Raw genomic sequence first — 20,176 nt, forward strand, 5'->3', positions numbered from 1 at the left:
ACAGAAGCGAGATTTGTGAAGGAGGAATATTTTTTGGATCCATTTATCGAGAAAGCCATATTAGTTGGAGTCAATTTACGTAATGATTTGCACTTCGACTACTCAATAGAAGAACTAGGAAATTTGGCAGAAGCACTAAACGTAGAAGTGGTTGGTGTTGTAACCCAAAATTTAGAACGTATAAATCCTTCGCACTATGTTGGTACAGGTAAAATAGAGGAAATTAAAAATTTCTATGATGAAGCAGAAGCAAATTTAGTGATATTCGATGATGAATTATCACCATCACAAATTCGAAACTTGGAAAGAGATATGGAATGTAAGGTTATTGATCGTACAATGCTAATTCTTGACATATTCGCTAGACGTGCTAAATCGAAGGAAGCACAAATGCAAGTGGAATTAGCGCAATTGCAATACATGCTACCGCGCTTAGTTGGACTTCGAGATTCCTTAAGTCGTCAAGGTGGTGGTACAGGCGGTGGATTTAAAAACCGTGGTGCAGGTGAAACAAAACTCGAACTCGATCGCCGTAAAATTGAAGAACAAATTGCAAAACTCAATAAAGAGTTAGAGCTTGTAAAAGAACAACGTGAAACGCAAAGAAAACAGCGTCGTAAAAGTGAAATTCCAATTGTCTCAATTGTAGGTTATACAAATGCAGGGAAATCTACTATTATGAATCAACTACTAAATAAAATTAATCAAGAAGAGCATAAACAAGTTTTTGAAAAAAATATGCTATTTGCAACGCTTGAAACATCAGTAAGACAAATTACATTGCCTGACAAAAAGAGCTTTCTACTGACAGATACAGTTGGTTTTGTAAGTAAACTTCCACACCATTTAGTAAAAGCTTTCCGTTCCACACTAGAAGAAGCAAGAGATGCAGATTTACTTTTGCATGTGGTGGATGCATCCAATGCAGAAAACCAATATATGATGGAAGTTACAAACGACACATTGCATGCAGTTGGTGTAGAAGACATTCCAACTATTTATGTGTTTAACAAAGCAGACTTAGCTAATCTTGCTTATCCTTATATAAATAACACTCAACTTTGGATGTCAGCAAAAGAGGGAGCAGGGCTTGATGAATTACTACAATTAATTCGTCAACACATCTTCTCTGATTATGTAACGTGTACATTTTGTATACCGTTTGATCGAGGAGACATTGTTTCTTATCTGAATGAATCAGCTCAAATATTAGAAACAGCTTATGATGAAAATGGCACTGTTTTAAAAGTAGAAGTACATGAATCGACTGCGCAAAAATATCGAGAGTTTAGGGTAAACTAGGAGATGACAAAAGTCATCTCTTTTTTTATTATGAGCTGTTAAATTTGAGTATTGATTTTTGAAAAGAATAGTTTGGGCCAGCACATAGCCCACATTACGATTAGTGTACTAGCACTTTGGATAAAAATATCAACAGGTAGTCATTAACAATGCCTTTATTAATAACGGGTAAGTGAAACAAAATGTATTTATGGAAAGCACATCCTTTTTAGGAGCGTTTTTCAATGTATAAAATAGTTATAATTTTCTGATTATAAAATATATTCAAATGTTGATATTAAAGGATTTATTCTTATTAAGAAAATCAAATAATAAACATTTTACCTTTTCAGATTATTTTTTGACATGATACAACTGTGCGTGTATAATGGACAACATACTTCACTAAATTACTAAGATATAAACTTTATAGTTTGAATTGTGAGACTATTTTTTATATTGAAAGAAGGAGAGTTTCTTATGGCAACTAAAGAGGAAATCGTCAAGTCCGTTCCTCAAACTGGATTCTTCGGACATCCAAAGGGATTATTTAGTTTGTTCTTTACAGAATTCTGGGAACGCTTCTCATACTATGGTATGAAGGCAATTCTTATATATTTCATGTACGATACAGTACAAAATGGTGGCTTGGGGTTAGATAAAACTACAGCTACTTCAATTATGGCAATTTATGGTTCTTTAGTATACATGTCAGGTATTATTGGTGGATGGGTTGCGGACCGTATTTTAGGTACTAGAAGAACAATCTTCTGGGGCGGTATTTTAATTATGGTTGGTCATATCTGCTTAGCAGTTCCTGGTGGCTTACCATTCTTATTTACTTCAATGGTATTTATTATTATTGGTACTGGCTTATTAAAACCAAACGTATCATCAGTTGTTGGTGATATTTACGCAGCTGACGATAACCGTCGTGATGCAGGCTTCAATATCTTCTATATGGGTATCAACGCAGGTGCGTTCATCTCTCCACTAATTGTAGGTGCCGTAAAAGAAAATTATAACTATCATATAGGTTTTGGTATTGCAGGAATTGGTATGGCTATTGGGTTATTCATGTTCACACTTAACCAAAAACAAAAATTGGGTCTTGCGGGTGTAGAACCTAAAAATCCATTAAATGCCAAAGAGCGTAGTAGCCTTCTTAAAAAATCGATTGTAGTAGTTATTGTACTAGCGGTATTAGTTTTAATTGCAGCAATGAGTGGTAACTTATCAATCGATGGAGCTGTTAACTTCTTCACAGTAATCGGTTTATTAGCACCAATCGCAATATTTACTTGGATGTTCTCTAGTAAAAAAACAAAAAAAGAAGAGAAGTCACATCTTCTAGCATATATTCCATTATTTATTACGGGGACTATGTTCTGGATTATTCAAGAACAAGGTTCAACTATTCTTGCTACTTATGTAGCTGAACGTACTGATTTAACAGTTGGATCATATAAAATTCCACCTTCTTGGTTCCAATCATTAAACCCATTATTTATCATTACAATGGCTCCAATCTTTGCTTGGATTTGGGTTAAATTGGGCAATCGTCAACCATCTACACCAATTAAATTTTCATTATCACTATTATTTGCTGGTTTATCATTCATAATCATGATTATCCCTGCAATATCTTCTGGTGGTAAAGAATTAATAAACCCATTGTGGATTGTTCTTTCATTCTTCCTAGTAGTAGTCGGTGAATTACTGATGTCACCAGTGGGCTTATCAGCAACAACGAAATTAGCTCCAGCTGCATTTGCTGCACAAACCATGTCACTTTGGTTCTTAGCTAGTACTGCAGCTCAAGCAATAAATGCACAACTTGCAAAAGTCTTTGCTAAAGTGACAGAAGTTCAATACTTTAGTTATCTTGGTGGACTAGCAATTGCACTTTGTATTATTATGCTACTCTTAACTCCATGGATTTCTAAGAAAATGGGAACCATTAAATAAAATTAGTTTTATACAGGACCTGTCCTATCAAAGTCGGTTATTCCGATTTTGTAGGACAGGCCTTTTTTATTTCAAAGACTATGTTAATGGATCCTGTTGATTTCGTATCCATAGTTCCAGCACAATATAGATTCTCTACAAATAGTAGCAATCCTATTTAACAGTGCCTATTAAAAAAGATAAATGAGAATAGGAAAACGAAAAAAGTGAGTAATTATCGGCGTTTTCCGTTAATTCTCCTTTTATTTGATAATCATTTTCAATTAATCGTTGAAAATGATTATCAAGATGATATAATAAATATTGTGAGTTAAATGATAATGATTTTCATTTTCAGGTTATTGACTTACAAAATGGAAAAAGTCGGGGATTGTTATGAAGAAACGATATTTATTTTTAGCGCTGGTTGTCTTATCGATCGTATCTCTTTTCGTAGGGGTAACGAATATATCACCAAAGGATTTGCTCAATATTCATTCAGAGAAAACGCAAATTTTTCTTATTAGTCGTGTCCCTAGGTTAATCGCGATTATATTAGCAGGGGTTGGTATGAGTATTGCAGGGTTAATTATGCAAAGTTTAAGCCGCAATAAGTTCGTGTCACCTACAACGGCGGGGACATTAGATGCAACACGTTTAGGAATTCTCGTATCGATGCTGTTATTTGCAAACGCTTCGATGTTAGAAAAAATGGCCGTATCATTTGTATTTGCATTAGCCGGCACACTATTATTTATGCAAATTTTGAACCGTATTAAATTTAAGGACGCAATCTTTATTCCACTAGTTGGGTTAATGTTTGGGAATATTTTATCTTCTATTACAACATTCTTCGCTTATAAGTCGAATGTGATTCAGAATATTTCGACTTGGCTGCAGGGGGATTTTTCGATGATTATGAAGGGGCGCTATGAATTGCTCTATATTAGTGTTCCGATATTAATCATTGCCTATTTGTATGCAAATCGTTTTACAGTTGCGGGAATGGGGGAAGATTTTGCAAAGAACTTAGGGCTAGCCTATAAGCGTATCGTCAATTTTGGTTTGATCCTTGTAGCTTTGGTGACTACTACGGTTGTGCTTACAGTAGGTATGATTCCATTTTTAGGTTTGATCATCCCGAACATCGTTTCCATTTTTAAAGGAGATCATTTACAAAAGACTTTGCCACATACCGCTTTGCTAGGAGCAATCTTCCTATTGATATGCGATATTTTGGGTCGTGTGTTGATTTATCCATATGAGATTTCGATTAGCTTAATGGTAGGCGTCATCGGCAGTGCAGTCTTCCTATTCTTGTTGTTTAGGGGGAGAGCATATGCGTAACAGTATGAAAATGATTATATTAGTGATTCTTGCTGCTATGTTTTGTTGCTTATATCTATTTCAAGGCTTAAGTGGTAATTATGATTACATATTGCCTCGCCGTACAATCAAAGTGATAGCGATGGTGTTAACCGGTGTTTCAATTGCTTATTCAACTGTAATATTCCAAACAATCACACATAATCGCATTTTAACCCCAAGTATTATGGGATTAGATTCGTTGTATTTGTTATTGCAAACAGTCATCATCTTCTTCCTCGGATCTAGTCATGTGGCGATTATGAATGCACAAGTGAATTTCATTATTTCCGTAGTTGTAATGATTGGCTTTGCTTTATTGCTCTATCAGTTTTTATTTCGCTCAGGGGGCCGTCCGATTTACTTTTTACTTTTAGTCGGCATTATTGTGGGGACTTTTTTAGGAAGTGTTACAACTTTCATGCAAGTGTTAATCGATCCTAATGAGTTTGCTCGAGTGCAAGATAAGATGTTCGCAAGTTTTAATAATGTGAATGGCGATTTAGTATGGTTTGCATTAGTAATCGTCATCATTGTTATGGTATTTGGCTGGCGTATGGTAAATCAATTAGATGTCTTATCACTTGGTCGTGAAACAGCTATTAACTTAGGTGTTCCGTACGATAAGGTAGTAAAGCGCATGCTTATCATATCTGCAGTGTTAATCGCAGTATCAACAGCATTAGTTGGGCCGATTACATTCTTTGGATTAATTGTAGCAAACCTGTCTTATCAATTTTTCAAAACATACAAGCATTCCGTGCTCATTACGGGTGCAGCTCTTATAAGTCTAGTTGCATTAATCGGTGGTCAATGGATAGTTGAACGAGTCTTTACTTTTTCAACAACATTAAGTGTTATCGTCAATTTCATCGGTGGTATCTACTTTATTTACTTATTATTAAGGGAGAGTCGATCTGCATGATTCAAGTAAAAGAAATATCCAAATTCTTTGGGAAGAAAGTCGTCGTTGATAAAGTAAGCGTTGATATCAAACGTGGAAAGATTACTTCCTTTATCGGTCCAAATGGTGCTGGTAAATCTACATTATTATCGATGGTAAGCCGCTTGTTAGATGCAGACACTGGTGAAGTGTTACTTGATCAAAAAGATGTAAAGAAAGTAAAATCCAATGACTTTGCAAAACGTGTATCGATTTTAAAACAATCAAACTTCATGAATGTACGCTTAACAATCCGCGAACTTGTTTCTTTTGGTCGCTTTCCATATTCACAGGGGCATTTAACAGATGAAGATAATCAGAAAGTCGATGAAGCTATTCACTATATGAATTTAGAAGCTATTCAGCATGATTATCTAGACGAGTTATCAGGTGGTCAACGCCAACGAGCTTTTATTGCAATGGTAATCGCTCAAGATACCGAATATATATTGTTGGATGAACCATTAAATAACTTAGATATGAAGCATTCTGTTCAGATTATGAAAATCTTACGTAAGCTTGTGGATGAATTAGACAAAACGGTTGTTATTGTCTTGCATGATATCAACTTTGCATCTGTTTATTCGGACTATATCGTTGCTTTAAAAGATGGAAAGGTCATCAAAGATGGCCCAACCAATGAAATTATTAACTCTGAATCATTAAAGGAAATTTATGATATGGACATTCCTATTCAAGAGATGAATAGTTGCCGTATCTGTGTATATTTTAATTCATAATAAAGGAGATAAAAAAATGAAAAAATGGTCGTTATTCACATTAGTATTCGCAATGCTTCTTGTATTAGGGGCATGTGGCTCTAAAGATTCAAGTAAAGAGGATTCAAATGCCGGGTCAAAAGAAGAAACAATTACAGTAACAAATGATTTTGGTATTCAAAATGAAGATGGCTCATCTGATGCTGTAAAAGACGAAGTAAAAGTACCTAAAAACCCTAAAAAAGTCGTTTCTTTTGATATGGGCTTTCTAGACACACTTGATACACTTGGTGTTAAAATTGCAGGTGTTCCACAAGATACTATCCCAAAATATCTTGAAAAATACGCAAGTTCAGATTATGAAAACGTTGGTGCCTTAAAAGAACCTGATTTTGAAAAACTTGCAACAATGGCTCCGGATGTTATTTTCATCTCTGGTCGTCAAGCAAGCCTTTATGAAGAGCTAAGTAAAATTGCGCCAACGGTTTATGTAGGTTTAGATACTACACATTACATGGATTCATTTAAAAAGAATACGGAACTAGCTGGTCAAATCTTTGGAAAAGAAGATCAAGTAAAAGATGAATTAGCAAAAGTTGATGATACAATCGCAAAAGTGCAAGGTGAAACAAAAGATTTAGATAAAAAAGCTTTAATCATCCTAGGCTCTGAAGGTAAAATCAGTGCTTACGGTCCTGCGTCACGTTTTGGTCTTATTCATGATGTATTTGGCTTCAAAGCTGTTGATAAAGGGATTGAAGTTTCTACTCATGGACAAAATGTTTCTTATGAATATGTTTTAGAAAAAAATCCAGACATCATCTTCGTAGTAGACCGTGATTCTGTTGTTACTGAGGGAGCATCTGCGAAAAAGGATATTGAAAATGATATCGTGAAGAAAACAAATGCTTATAAAGATGGCAAAATGATTTATCTTAACCCAGAAGTTTGGTACTTATCAGGTGGCGGATTACAGTCTGTAACTGAAATGGCTAAGGAAGTAGAGGCCGCTCTATAAATTTTATAAATTATAACAAAACACCTAGCAAATTTCTGCTAGGTGTTTTGTTTGTTGAAAAAATGACATGATATTTTTTTGTATTATTTCATAGAATGATAAAAAGATATAGTAAGAAGAAAAGAATATTCGGAAGAGGGGGATCTTGATGACGAAATTTTTCTACTTCTTAGCAATTATCACTGCTATTATCTTTTTTCTTCTCTATATCAGTTTAAATAGTGCTTGGGTAACTAGTTTAGATACAAGTGTTTCAACTCTTTTGAAAGGTAATTATTTCATTGAATTCTTCCATTACTTTGGAAAAACAAAGTTTATTATGATCGTAGCTGTTCTACTATTAATTTGGTTATGGATTCGAAACCACAATTATCGAGGTATGACGTTAGCACTTTTAACGATTGCTGGAGGCAATGTATTAAATCATATATTGAAGGAATGGGTTCATAGATCTCGTCCAGTTATTCCACATCAATTGAAGAGTTTTAGTTTTCCTTCTGGTCATGCGATGGTAGGTATTCTTTATCTATTTACAATAGCTTATTTTGCAACTGAACACGAAGCATCGGAGAAAAAGAAAATATTCGTATGGTCATTTGCGATAATTCTGGCTGCTCTAATAGGATTATCTCGAATTGCAGGGAGCCGTCATTTTGCATCAGATGTTATTGCAGGATGGGCGATTGGTTATACATGGTTCATTTTGAGTGTCATTTGGTACGAACGCCGGAAAAAACTGTAGAGAGACATAGATGATAGGTATAAAGAAAAGGCACTGACCAATCATCAGTGCCTTTTCCTATACTTGTGTTAACTGTTTCGTTGTGATTTTATGAATAATAAACGCTAAAATAGCTGCTATTAACAGGAATATTAAGATGATACTAATAACACCGCCCCAACCGAAATTAGACCAGAATATACCACCGGTCGTACCACCAATACTTGATCCTGCATAGTAGAAGAATAAGTAAAGTGAAGAGGCTTGCGCTTTATCATGAGTTGCTCGTCTTCCAATCCAACCGCTAGCAATTGCATGTCCGCCAAAGAATCCAAAGGTGAAAATGGCAATGCCAAGAACCTTAATAAATAGGTTGCCTACTAAAGAAAGGGCAGCACCTCCAAACATTAAACCGATGCCACTTAATAATATTTTATAACGGCCATGATGATCGGCCAATCCCCCCATCCAAGCAGAACTAAACGTACCGACTAAGTAGATTAAGAATATCCAACCAACGATTGTTTGACTTAAAGAATAAGGAGGTTCTAATAGTTGGAATCCAATATAGTTATACATTGTTACAAATGAACCCATTAGTAAAAAACCAATCCCAAATAGACTAAGTAATGCAGGGTCTTTTAGGTGCATCAACATAGATTTGAATAAAGACTTAAAGGCTAACTTTTCAGGTTTAAAATGCTTTGATGCAGGTAGTAAAAAGTAAAAGGCGATAGCTACAAGTAAACTGATGATACCGATTGTCACCATACCTATTCGCCAGTTAAAGTAATCACTAACAGTACCCATAATAATACGTCCAGCAAGACCACCAATAGAGTTCCCACTAATATAAAGTCCCATTGCAGCACCTAAACTGGAAGGTTCAATTTCCTCCCCAAGATAGGCCATTGCGATTGCAGGAAGTCCTGCAAAGACAATTCCTTGAATTACTCGCAAAACAAGTAACATATGATAGCTTGGTACAAAGGCAATCAATAACGTTAAAATTGCTACAGCTATCATCGAAAAAGTCATAATTGGTTTACGACCCCAAGCTTCAGATAGAGATCCAACGATTAACATACTGATAGCTAATGAAATAGTTGTTAAAGACAGGGATAGACTAGCAGTAGTCGGTGAAATATGAAAAACCTTTGATAGTGTTGGTAACACTGGTTGGGTCATATATAAATTCGCAAATGTACTAAAAGCACCCGCAAACAGTGCTAAGTTTGCTTTGCGAAAATCCATTGTTCCTTTCTTTATATAATCATCCATTGAAAATATCACTCCATAAAGTAATGGCAAATAGTAAATTGAATTGTCATTTTTTTTGTTACGGTTTATTATAGATTCATTCTATTGATAAGTACAATCTATTATTTTCATCAATTTAATTCCATTTGGTTATTAGGGGGTAGTGATGGATTTACAGCAATTAAAGTATTTTCAAACCGTAGCAAGAATAGAGCACATGACACATGCTGCTGAAAAATTGAATCTCTCTCAACCAGCACTCAGTAAGTCAATTGCGCAGTTAGAAGAGGAGGTAGGTGTCCCATTATTTGATCGGAAAGGGCGTTCTATCAAATTAAATCGCTTTGGTGAGCTATTTTTAAAAAGAACAATGCCGATTAATAAAATGTATGAGGATGTTAAACAAGAGATTGCAGATATAGTCACACCAGATTATGGGGTGATAACGGTTGGCTTTACGCATACAGTTGGAATGCAACTTATTCCTCGTTTGGTACGCATGTTTCGCAGAAAATATCCAAACGTACAATTTGAATTCACACAAAACAATTCCTTACATTTACTTCAACAATTAGAGGCAGGGGAGTTTGATCTTTGTCTGGTACCGTATGTCGAAACAGATATTTCATTCGAATGGGTTGAACTTTGGAGTGAAGAATTATTTGTCATTGTACCAAAAGACCATCGATTAGCAGATCGTGAGCAAATTCACTTATCAGAAATAGGTGATGATCCATTTGTTTCATTAAAAGAAGGAAACTCTCTTCGGCAAATTAATGATCAATTATTAGAACTTGCGAATATTTCTCCAGAGGTAGTTTTTGAAGGAGAAGAATTCCATACACTTGCAGGGTTTGTTGAAGCAGGGTTAGGTGTCGCTTTACTTCCGAATATAAGGGGATTAAATGAGTATCATGTATCTACAATTCGTGTTAGTGAGCCAATATGTCAACGTAAATTGGGGATCGGCTATATGAAGAAAAGATACATGTCTCATGCAGCTCAAACATTTCAGGATTTTGTCGTTGGGAAATTTAGAGGAAAGTAGACTTTTTCTAGAAAAGGGGATTTTCCTTTATGAGATAATGATGCCCATAGGATACGCATACAATGAACAAAATGTTCAAATAAAGAGAGAGGTATGCGTATGGATGGAAGTGTTTTATATGCATTGGGGTTAACTTTATTCGCTGGGTTAGCAACAGGTGTTGGAAGCTTAATTGCATTCTTTACTTCAAGGACCAATACAAAGTTTTTATCATTTGCACTGGGGTTTTCAGCAGGTGTAATGATTTATGTGTCACTCGTTGAAATTTTCGTAAAGGCAAAAATTGCACTTGTAAATGAATTAGGTGCTAGACAAGGTTATTTGTTAACAGTTATAGGGTTCTTCAGTGGGATGCTGCTAATTGCATTGATTGATAAACTCATTCCTAAGCAAGGAAATCCTCATGAAGTGAAGATGGTAGAAGATTTGCAAAAGGGTCCATCAAATGATGATTATGCTAAGCTGATGAAAATGGGTATCTTCACAGCATTAGCAATTGGTATTCACAATTTTCCAGAGGGGATTGCGACATTTGTTTCAGCTTTAAACGATCCAAATCTTGGTTTGGCTATTGCTATTGCTGTAGCAATTCATAATATTCCAGAAGGGATTGCTGTATCTGTACCGATTTTCTTTGCAACAGGTAATCGTAAGAGGGCATTTAAGTTATCATTCTTATCCGGTTTAGCAGAACCTGTTGGAGCTTTTGTAGCATATCTACTTTTAATGCCATTTTTGAATGATGTTATGTTCGGGATGATATTCGCTGGAGTTGCCGGAATTATGGTCTTTATTTCATTGGATGAATTATTACCAGCTGCACGAAAATACGATGAAGCACATTCATCTATTTATGGTGTTGTATTAGGAATGATTGTGATGGCTGTTAGTTTAGTTTTGTTGGCATAAAAAATGGATTGCATCATTTTGCAATCCATTTTAATTATAAACTGGCTCTTTTGTTTGAATTTATTATTTATTAGAAGCTACTGTAAAGCGTTCGTTTACGTGTTTAGGGTTTTCAATTTCATCCAGTGCTGCAATTGCGAAGTCAGCATATGATACATAGCTTTCACCTTGTTCGTTAACTAATAAGTGATCTTGTCCTTCAATATATTTGCCCGTACGTGGACCTTCTGGATCGAAGAATGCTGATGGGCTTAAGAATGTCCAAGTAATTGAAGATGCTTGTATATCTGCTAAGTTTTGAGCTTGGTTAGATGCAGTTGCTTTAAACATATCAGGGAAATCAGGTGTTTCAACAACACGTACAGTTTTTTCAGGATCTACGAATAGACTTCCTGCGCCACCAACTACAAATAATTTTGTATCTTTTGCATCTTTGAAGATATCGATTAGGTGACGACCAGCTTCTACATGAAGTGTTTCTTGTCCTATTGGTGCTCCAAAAGCATTTACCACAACATCGAATGCATTAATATCTGCTGTTGTTAAGTCGAACACATCTTTTTCAATTATAGCTACTGATTGATTTTGTAATTTTGCAGCATTACGAACGATTGCAGTCACTTCAAGACCACGAGTTACAGCCTCCTCTAAAATTTTATTTCCTGCTTTACCTGTTGCACCGATAATTCCAATTTTCATGATTAGTTCCTCCTAAAGTGGGTATTTGTTAAATGTAACAATTTTAGTTACAGGTTAGGCGATAAAATAGATCGTCCCTTATGGAAAGAGATGATCTAATATGTCTTGTAATGTCTCTTCTTCTAATTTACTTTCCATTGCTTGCTGTACTGAACAGAATACATCATCTAATGTTGATTGTATTTGTTTGCCAACTGTACAATTTGGGTTTGGGTTGTCATGAATGGCAAATAGATCTTCGGGTGCTTGTACAGCACGATAGATATCTAATAAGGTTGTATCCTTAGGAGATACTACAAGTTTATATCCAGATACACCTGCATGTGAAGCAATTAAACCAGCTTTTTTCAACTGGCCACTAATACGTCGAATAACAACCGGATTTGTATTAACACTACTAGCAATATAATCAGATGTTAATGTATGTGTATCTCTTGTTGAAGCAATTAATGAAAGTATATGAATAGCTACAGAGAACCGACTGTTTATCATAGGCTCACCACCTGTTTGTAACTATAATAGTTACAATCAAACAGAATGTCAATAAAAAATAACCGAAGCACCAATTATCCCACATTAATCGGTAGCAAACTCCCAATTCAAGATTGAGAGAGAAGCAAAGAAGAGGGAATGATGGACCCTCACTGCTAGAGGGTCCACTTTATTATGGCGCTCGGTCCATTAGTTATTCAACATATTCTGCAATTGTTACTTGTACACCTTTTGTATCAACGTGAACAGCTTTAATATCATAGCTAGGGAAGAGTGGTTTCATCTTTTCAACAAAGTGATGTACACGATCTTCGGCAATAAGAGAGATGACAGTAGGTCCTGCCCCACTAATAGCTGTACCATATGCTCCTGCGTCTTTTGCTGTTTGTCTAATTTCATGATAGTTAGGAATTAAGTTTGCACGAAATGGTTCATGAAACAAATCATGCTCCATAAATTCACCAGCTCGTTTGTAATCTTTTAATAATAAAGCGGCAGTTAACATATTGGCATTTGCACTGGCATGAACAGCATATGCCTTATCATAATTTGAAGGTAATACTTTACGAGCTTCTTCTGTTTTCAATTCTACATTTGGAATAAAAACAGCAAACGCTGCTTCAACATCTTGGACGTTTATTAATTCAAGTTGACCATTTGGTAATGTAGCACCAATTGTCAAACCACCACATACAGAAGCAGCTGCATTATCTGGATGGCCTTCTATTTTAGAAGCTAAACGACAACGTTCATCAATGGAAAGGTTTAAATCGCATACTTGGTTTGTAATTTCAATACCTGCAACAATTGCAGCTGCACTACTACCAAGTCCACGTGCTAAAGGTAATTCACTCCTCATAATAACCTTACAAGGAGGTAAACTGACGTTATAGCGTTCAGCTGTTTCAGTTGCAACTTTGTAAATTAGATGATCTTCAACGGTAAATTTTTCTGGAAGATGTATTGAATGATGTTCAAATTCCCATTGGTAACTATGTGTAACATCTAAATCAAGATATATTCCTAAAGCTAAACCGATAGAATCGAATCCTGGCCCGAGGTTAGCTGTGCTGCCTGGGACAGAAATTGACCATTTTTTACTCATACTAATCCCTCAATATATTTTCGAATTTCTTCTTCGTCATTTGGTAGGGATACCATGTCTACTTTAGATGCATTAACAGCTGTATCTGGATCTTTTAATCCATTACCCGTTAATACAGCGACTACACGACTACCTTTTGGAATAGAACCATTTGCAACTGATTGAAAGACTCCTGCAACTGAAGCTGCAGATCCTGGTTCAGCAAAGACGCCTTCTTTGGATGCAATTTGGCGATAAGCATTTAAAATCTCCTCATCTGTAACCGAACCAATTCTACCTTCTGATTCATCACGTGCAGCTTCTGCTAGTTCCCAACTTGCCGGATTGCCAATTCGAATAGCAGTTGCAATTGTTTCAGGATGTGCGATTGGTTCACCTTTTACGATTGCCGCAGCACCTTCAGCTTCGAAGCCAAACATTTTTGGTAATTTTGTTCCTTTTTTCTCATGGTATTCTTTAAAACCTTTCCAGTAAGCGCTAATGTTACCGGCATTACCAACAGGGATTGCTAGAATATCAGGTGCATCACCTAACTGATCGCAAACTTCAAATGCAGCTGTTTTTTGCCCTTCTAATCGATATGGGTTTACAGAGTTAACCAATGTAACTGCAGTTGTTTCACTAATATCACGGACAACTTGTAATGCTTCGTCAAAGTTACCGTCGATTTCAATAATTTTCGCACCGTACATGTAAGCTTGAGCAAGTTTACCAGCGGCTACTTTCCCTTTTGGAATAACGATAATTGCTTGGATACCTGCGCGAGCAGCATATGCAGCAGCAGCGGCAGAAGTGTTACCAGTTGAAGCGCAAATGACACATTTACTACCTTCCTCGATTGCCTTTGCTACAGCCATTACCATTCCACGGTCTTTAAAAGAGCCAGTTGGATTTAATCCTTCAAATTTCACATGCAAATCAATTCCTAGCTCTTTTGATAATGTATCTAAATGAATAAGAGGTGTATTACCTTCATGTAATGTTAAAGCAGGTGTTTTGTCAGTTACAGGTAAAAATTCTTTATAGTGATCTAAAAGGCCATTCCACATATGTAACATTCTCCTTTATATATAAAATCTTTTGATGTTCATTCTAAGAGTACAACTGTTCTTCTATAAAAGACATTTTAACGCATTTTAGGTCCTGTTTTCAATAGCTTCTATATTAATTTTCGAAACTATTTGAATTTATTTTATATCTTGTCACAAAATATATTTCTGTGTATAGTTATATTTACAATATAGTTTACAGGTGTAAAGACACATGGAGGCGTGTATATATGAGACAAGTAGTAAATGTACAATCGGTTTCACGTAATAAATTATTAGGTGTAGCAGGTATCGGCTGGCTATTCGATGCACTTGATGTTGGGATTCTATCATTTGTTATTGCTGCACTTGCAAAGGATTGGAATTTAACAACTACGCAGATGGGATGGATCGGTAGTGTGAATTCAATTGGTATGGCCGTAGGTGCCTTTGTATTTGGTATTTTTGCAGACCGAATTGGTCGAAAATCTGTTTTTATTTGGACATTAGTTATTTTTTCATTAGCGAGTGGATTGTCAGCTTTTGCTTCTACTTTAACGATTTTCATCGTATTACGATTTTTCATCGGAATGGGTCTTGGTGGTGAACTACCGGTTGCTTCTACATTAGTTTCTGAAAATGTAGCAGCCAATGAAAGAGGAAGAGTTGTTGTATTGTTAGAGAGCTTCTGGGCTGTAGGCTGGTTATTAGCGGCACTTATTTCATACTTTGTGATTCCACAATACGGTTGGCGTGTAGCGTTAATACTAACCGCTATTCCGGCAATTTACGCAGTTTACTTACGATTACATTTGCCGGATTCACAACAGTTTACAGCAAAAAAGAATCCATCACGAAGTGTATTACAAAATCTTAAAGATGTTTGGTCAAAACCTTATATCAAACCAACATTTATGTTATGGATTGTTTGGTTTACAGTTGTATTTTCTTATTATGGAATGTTCTTATGGTTACCAAGCGTAATGGTTTTGAAAGGGTTTAGTTTAATCAAAAGTTTTGAATATGTTCTATTGATGACGTTAGCACAATTACCAGGGTATTTCACTGCAGCTTGGCTGATTGAAAAGGCAGGACGGAAATTTGTGTTAGCTACCTATTTATTAGGTACGGCAATTAGCGCACTTATATTTGGTTTAACAGATGTAACATGGATGCTAATTGTTTCTGGAATGTTATTATCATTCTTTAACTTAGGAGCATGGGGTGCACTTTATGCATATACGCCTGAACAATATCCAACTGTCATAAGAGGTACTGGAGTAGGGATGGCAGCTTCGGTTGGTCGACTAGGAGGGATTTTTGGACCATTACTAGTTGGAACATTAATGGCAAATGGAATTTCAATTGGTTGGATTTTTGCTATTTTCTGTTGCGCAATATTAATTGGTATCTTTGCAATTCTTTTCTTAGGAAACGAAACCAAGCAAACAGTCTTACAATAATGCTCAAATTATTATTTTGATCTTAGAAACAATAATATTGGGCATATACAGTCTCTAAACAGAAAATAATAATATATAGAATAAAAGGATTAGCAATTACTGGTTGCTAATCCTTTTTATGTTGAATACATAATTAGCGTCCAAAATATACTCATATCTATTGTGAATCCTTATCACAAAAAAGAATGTGAAGTTTTTTAAAAGTTTTATGAATAGACAAGATTAGAATAATGGGAAATCGGGAAATAATTATGCTTAAGAGTAAATGTTTTCTAAATAACTCGAGTAGAAATGATTATTTTTATTATATAAGGGAGGGTTCTCAAAATGAGCAACAAAGACAATAAAGATATTTCAAGACGTGACTTCCTGAAAACAACAGGTATTGCTACAGGAACATTAATCGGTGGAGGTTTAATCGGTGGATTGATTGGCTATAACACCAATAAAACAGCCATGCCAACAAAATCACCAAATACCACTACAAATAATACAACAAACAAAACAGCTCAAACCAGCGAAGGTAAAATGTTCTTTACTACAGATAAAGACTTTAACATTATTGCTACTGCAACTGAACGCATTTTTCCTAAAGACGATTTAGGACCAGGTGCAATTGATCTAGGTGTACCATATTTTATCGACCGACAATTAGCAGGGCAATACGGTAGTAACTCAAAAGAATATATGCTAGGACCTTTTGCTTCAGGTCTACCTACACAAGGTTACCAATCTCGTCTAACCCGTGCAGAGATTTTCAGACAAGGTATTGAAAAATTAGATGCTGAGGCCCAAAAACGTTATAAAAAAAGCTTTACAGATATTTCAGACAAAGAACGAGATGTAATCCTTACTGCTTTCCAAAAAGATGAAGTTAAAATGCAAGGTGTTACTGCAAGCTTCTTCTTCAATTTACTTCGCTCAGCAACGTTAGAAGGTGCATATTCTGATCCACTTTATGGAGGTAACAGAAATATGGAAGGTTGGAAAATGAAAGGTTTCCCAGGCCACCAGATGTCTTATATTAACGTGATTGAAAAAACGGGATTCCAAAAAATTGCACCTAGATCACTAGGTATGCATTAATTTAGGAGGTTGTAAAAATGGCTAAAACTATGCCAAAAGTTGATGTAGTAACTGTCGGTGTTGGGTGGACAGGTGGTATCGTTGCTGCAGAATGTACCAAAGCTGGTTTAAAAGTTGTAGGACTTGAAAGAGGTAAATCACGGGGTACTGTAAATTTTGCTAATGTGCATGATGAATATCGTTATGCAATTCGTTATGATTTAATGCAAGACTTATCGAAAGAAACGGTTACCTTCCGTAACAATCGTAAACAACAAGCGTTACCAATGCGCCAATTAGGTTCTTTTTTACTTGGAGAAGGCCTTGGGGGTTCTGGTACTCACTGGAATGGACAAGTATTCCGTTTCTTGCCATATGACTTTGAGATCAAAACAATGACTGATAAAAAATATGGAAAGAATTTTTTGGGAGCAGGTTATCAATACCAAGACTGGGGCTTAAATTATGATCAAATGGAACCATACTTCGATAAATTCGAAAAAACTTCTGGGGTTAGTGGTGAAGAGAACCCTCTAGGTCCAAAACGTTCGGATAAATATCCTAACAAACCGATGAAGAAAACCCCACTACTCCAAAAATTCGAAAAAGCATCGAAAAATTTAGGCTATCACCCATACATGATGCCTTCAGCAAACTTGTCTGCTCCATATAAAAATCCATATGGTGAAACGATTAACGCTTGTCAATATTGTGGTTTCTGTGAACGATTCGGGTGTGAATATGGTGCAAAAGCTTCCCCAGAAGTAGCAGTTATTCCAGCTGCTTTGAAAACTGGTAAATATGAAATTCGTTTCGACTCGAATGTTGTTGAAGTTCTAACTAAAGGTGGTAAAGCAACAGGGGTTAGATATATCGACACTGTTACAGGCGAAGAATATATCCAACCTGCAGATGTTGTTGTACTAACTTCGTATATGATGAACAACGCTAAATTATTAATGGTATCTAAAATCGGTACGATGTATGATCCAGCTACTGGTAGAGGCACACTAGGACGCAATTATTGCTACCAAATAATGCCGGGAGCATCAGGCTTCTTTGATGAACAATTCAACGTATTTATGGGAGCAGGCTCATTAGGAGAGTGTTTAGACGACTTTAATGGCGATAATTTCGATCACTCAAAACTTGGATTTATCCATGGTGCTAATATTGCTTTAACACAATTAGGTCTTCGTCCTATTGGTAATAACCCAACGCATGTTGATACGCCAACATGGGGGGCAGAATTCAAAAAAGATTCTATTATGAACTATACACGTTCATTAAGTGTTGCGGGGCAAGGTGCTTCTATTCCTCACAAAGAAAATTTCTTGACTCTAGATACTAAATATAAAGATGTTTACGGTGTTCCATTATTACAAATAAACTATGATTTCACTGATCAAGATAAAAAACTACACAAATTCATTTCTGCTAAATGTGGAGATATCCTAAAAGGAATGGGTGCTAAAAAAGTTGAAGTTCGTGCTGATCTTACAAACTATAACATCGTACCTTACCAATCTACTCACAATACAGGTGGTACAGTTATGAGTAAAACACCAGATGAAGGAGTAGTAAATAACTACTTACAACACTGGGATTGTGAAAATTTATTTGCAGTAGGTGCTGGTGCATTTTCTAATAACTCAGGTTTTAATCCGACAGATACAGTAGGTGCTTTATCTTTCCGTTGTGCGGAAGGTATTATTAAATATTCTAAAAAAGGTGGTTCATTAGTTTAATAGCGGTTTTGTTATTAAACTAATTCGCTGAAAAAGGAGGAACTTGTCATGGGCTTTAGTTCAATTGGCATTCCAGGATTAATCATTATTTTGGTTATCGTTTTAATTGTTTTTGGGCCAAAGAAGTTGCCTGAAATCGGATCCGCAGTGGGTAAAACTTTCTCAGAATTCAAGAAGTCAACTCAGGGTTTAATAGACGACGATGACGAAATAAAAAAAGAAAAATCAACTTCTGATAAAAAGGAAATTTAACTAGAGGGTGTTCATATGGATCCTTATGAAGAAAATGCCAAAAAAGTACTCAGCCCTTTGGATATGAATAGCGAAGATAATATTGAGGGAACGGTGGGAGAAGAGTCTCGTAAATCAGGTGACATTGAAATTAACTCCTTCTCTCTTACTAAAGATGAACAAGAAGATGCGAGGGAAGAGAATTCTTTAGTTGAAATAAGTGAAGCTTTTGTTGAACATTTAGCTGACCTAAGAAAACAACTGATTAAAGGTATTGTTGTTTTTGTTATCTTTTTCATTATTGTATTTTCAACCGTGAATAAATGGTTTCCGTATGTAACAAGAGGACATAAATTAGTTATTTTAGGGCCACTTGAAGTGATTAAATTTTATATGTCGATCTCTACCACACTAGCCCTAGGTCTTTCTTTGCCGTTTTTAGTACATTTTGTGTGGACATTTATTAAACCGGGATTGAAAGAAAATGAAAAGGGTTTTCTTGGATTATATTCTCCAGTAATGCTTATATTATTTGTGATTGGTGTTGCGTTTGGATATTTTGTACTAAACCCATTAAGTTACGGCTTTCTTGTAGGTATAGGAGAATCAAACTTTGACGTGATGATTTCTGCTAGCCAATATATGAGCTATCTTATTATGACAACAGTTCCTATCGGTTTATTGTTTGAACTACCAATAGTAGCGCTTTTCCTATCAACAATTGGTGTGTTGACTGCTGGTACCATGAAGAGTATTAGAAAGTGGTCTTATGTTATTATGGCTGTTTTATCTGCTTTAATAACACCGCCGGACTTTATGAGTCAGTTAATTGTGCTTTTCCCCATGATATTATTGTATGAAATTAGTATATTGTTAGTGAAAAGAATTGAACGCAAACAAGCTGCAAAAACGGGAGAAAGCGCTAACGTTCATGTTTAGTTTTTTTATACCAGTTTGTTCGTTTGAGAAAAGGCTCATTCATTTGAAATTAGCAGATGAATGAGCCTTTTGTGATTCAAGATAAGATTCAAGAAGTTCATGTACATATAAGCTATTCTTAGCTCAAATGCTTAGTACTTTTCTTGGTACAGTAATTGTTTATTTTGTATACTTACCTCATTGGGATGCAATGGG

Annotated in this window: 19 protein-coding genes; 14 read left to right on the forward strand and 5 right to left on the reverse strand. The window is 35.7% G+C overall.

Annotated features, from left to right (window positions below):
- Nucleotides 1–33: 33 nt before the first annotated feature.
- From hflX to ACIQ4I_RS17235, 7 genes are all read left to right on the forward strand, one after another.
- A complete protein-coding gene (gene hflX / locus ACIQ4I_RS17205) occupies nt 34–1,302 on the forward strand; it encodes a GTPase HflX (RefSeq protein WP_403098220.1) in 1,269 nt (422 codons plus the stop codon).
- Nucleotides 1,303–1,761: 459 nt separating this feature from the next.
- A complete protein-coding gene (locus tag ACIQ4I_RS17210) occupies nt 1,762–3,249 on the forward strand; it encodes a peptide MFS transporter (protein WP_403098222.1) in 1,488 nt (495 codons plus the stop codon).
- Nucleotides 3,250–3,624: 375 nt separating this feature from the next.
- Nucleotides 3,625–4,575, forward strand: coding sequence for an ABC transporter permease (locus ACIQ4I_RS17215; protein ID WP_403098224.1), 951 nt, complete (start codon nt 3,625–3,627; stop codon nt 4,573–4,575).
- Nucleotides 4,568–5,518 carry an iron chelate uptake ABC transporter family permease subunit gene (locus tag ACIQ4I_RS17220; RefSeq protein WP_403098226.1) on the forward strand — a complete coding sequence of 317 codons (951 nt, stop codon included), beginning with the start codon at nt 4,568–4,570 and terminating at the stop codon, nt 5,516–5,518. Before ACIQ4I_RS17215 ends, ACIQ4I_RS17220 begins: the two co-directional genes overlap by 8 nt.
- Nucleotides 5,515–6,276 carry an iron ABC transporter ATP-binding protein gene (locus ACIQ4I_RS17225; RefSeq protein WP_403098228.1) on the forward strand — a complete coding sequence of 254 codons (762 nt, stop codon included), beginning with the start codon at nt 5,515–5,517 and terminating at the stop codon, nt 6,274–6,276. Before ACIQ4I_RS17220 ends, ACIQ4I_RS17225 begins: the two co-directional genes overlap by 4 nt.
- A 16-nt stretch (nt 6,277–6,292) precedes the next feature.
- Nucleotides 6,293–7,273 carry a siderophore ABC transporter substrate-binding protein gene (locus ACIQ4I_RS17230; RefSeq protein ID WP_403098230.1) on the forward strand — a complete coding sequence of 327 codons (981 nt, stop codon included), beginning with the start codon at nt 6,293–6,295 and terminating at the stop codon, nt 7,271–7,273.
- 148 nt (nt 7,274–7,421) lie between these two features.
- Nucleotides 7,422–8,015, forward strand: a complete 594-nt coding sequence (locus tag ACIQ4I_RS17235; protein WP_403098232.1) for a phosphatase PAP2 family protein — start codon at nt 7,422–7,424, stop codon at nt 8,013–8,015.
- Between the two features lie 57 nt (nt 8,016–8,072).
- On the opposite strand, the gene ACIQ4I_RS17240 is transcribed toward ACIQ4I_RS17235, so the two are convergent.
- Nucleotides 8,073–9,275, reverse strand: coding sequence for an MFS transporter (locus ACIQ4I_RS17240; protein WP_403098234.1), 1,203 nt, complete (start codon nt 9,273–9,275; stop codon nt 8,073–8,075).
- Between the two features lie 145 nt (nt 9,276–9,420).
- Between ACIQ4I_RS17240 and ACIQ4I_RS17245 the strand changes: the two genes are divergently transcribed.
- Together ACIQ4I_RS17245 and zupT are read left to right on the forward strand one after the other, a co-directional pair.
- A complete protein-coding gene (locus ACIQ4I_RS17245) occupies nt 9,421–10,302 on the forward strand; it encodes a LysR family transcriptional regulator (RefSeq protein ID WP_403098236.1) in 882 nt (293 codons plus the stop codon).
- Between the two features lie 99 nt (nt 10,303–10,401).
- Nucleotides 10,402–11,211, forward strand: a complete 810-nt coding sequence (gene zupT / locus ACIQ4I_RS17250; protein WP_403098238.1) for a zinc transporter ZupT — start codon at nt 10,402–10,404, stop codon at nt 11,209–11,211.
- Between the two features lie 63 nt (nt 11,212–11,274).
- Here zupT and ACIQ4I_RS17255 read toward each other — a convergent pair whose 3' ends face one another.
- The 4 genes from ACIQ4I_RS17255 to thrC form a co-directional block, all read right to left on the reverse strand.
- A complete protein-coding gene (locus ACIQ4I_RS17255) occupies nt 11,275–11,910 on the reverse strand; it encodes an NAD(P)-dependent oxidoreductase (protein ID WP_403098240.1) in 636 nt (211 codons plus the stop codon).
- A 78-nt stretch (nt 11,911–11,988) separates the two neighbouring features.
- Nucleotides 11,989–12,402, reverse strand: coding sequence for an Rrf2 family transcriptional regulator (locus tag ACIQ4I_RS17260; protein WP_403098242.1), 414 nt, complete (start codon nt 12,400–12,402; stop codon nt 11,989–11,991).
- 193 nt (nt 12,403–12,595) lie between these two features.
- On the reverse strand, nt 12,596–13,507 hold the full coding sequence (gene thrB / locus ACIQ4I_RS17265; protein ID WP_403098244.1) for a homoserine kinase: 912 nt from the start codon (nt 13,505–13,507) through the stop codon (nt 12,596–12,598).
- The gene (thrC, locus tag ACIQ4I_RS17270) at nt 13,504–14,556 is read right to left on the reverse strand and encodes a threonine synthase (RefSeq protein WP_403098246.1); all 1,053 of its coding nucleotides are present in this window, start codon (nt 14,554–14,556) and stop codon (nt 13,504–13,506) included. Before thrC ends, thrB begins: the two co-directional genes overlap by 4 nt.
- A 230-nt stretch (nt 14,557–14,786) precedes the next feature.
- On the opposite strand from thrC, the gene ACIQ4I_RS17275 reads away from it, so the two are divergent.
- The 5 genes from ACIQ4I_RS17275 to tatC all read left to right on the forward strand — a co-directional run bounded on the left by ACIQ4I_RS17275 (nt 14,787) and on the right by tatC (nt 19,981).
- Nucleotides 14,787–15,998 carry an MFS transporter gene (locus tag ACIQ4I_RS17275; RefSeq protein WP_403098248.1) on the forward strand — a complete coding sequence of 404 codons (1,212 nt, stop codon included), beginning with the start codon at nt 14,787–14,789 and terminating at the stop codon, nt 15,996–15,998.
- 327 nt (nt 15,999–16,325) lie between these two features.
- Entirely contained in the window at nt 16,326–17,084 is a 759-nt protein-coding gene (locus ACIQ4I_RS17280; RefSeq protein WP_403098250.1) for a gluconate 2-dehydrogenase subunit 3 family protein, read from the forward strand.
- A 17-nt stretch (nt 17,085–17,101) separates the two neighbouring features.
- Entirely contained in the window at nt 17,102–18,811 is a 1,710-nt protein-coding gene (locus tag ACIQ4I_RS17285) for a GMC family oxidoreductase (protein WP_403098252.1), read from the forward strand.
- A gap of 48 nt (nt 18,812–18,859) precedes the next feature.
- Nucleotides 18,860–19,063, forward strand: coding sequence for a twin-arginine translocase TatA/TatE family subunit (tatA, locus tag ACIQ4I_RS17290; protein ID WP_403098254.1), 204 nt, complete (start codon nt 18,860–18,862; stop codon nt 19,061–19,063).
- Nucleotides 19,064–19,078: 15 nt separating this feature from the next.
- Nucleotides 19,079–19,981 (forward strand): twin-arginine translocase subunit TatC, encoded by a 903-nt coding sequence (tatC, locus tag ACIQ4I_RS17295; protein ID WP_403098256.1) that lies wholly within the window; start codon nt 19,079–19,081, stop codon nt 19,979–19,981.
- Nucleotides 19,982–20,176: the final 195 nt, after the last annotated feature.

Origin of the sequence: Rummeliibacillus sp. NPDC094406 (assembly GCF_044763875.1) — a bacterium.
Taxonomy (GTDB): Bacteria; Bacillota; Bacilli; order Bacillales_A; family Planococcaceae; genus Rummeliibacillus.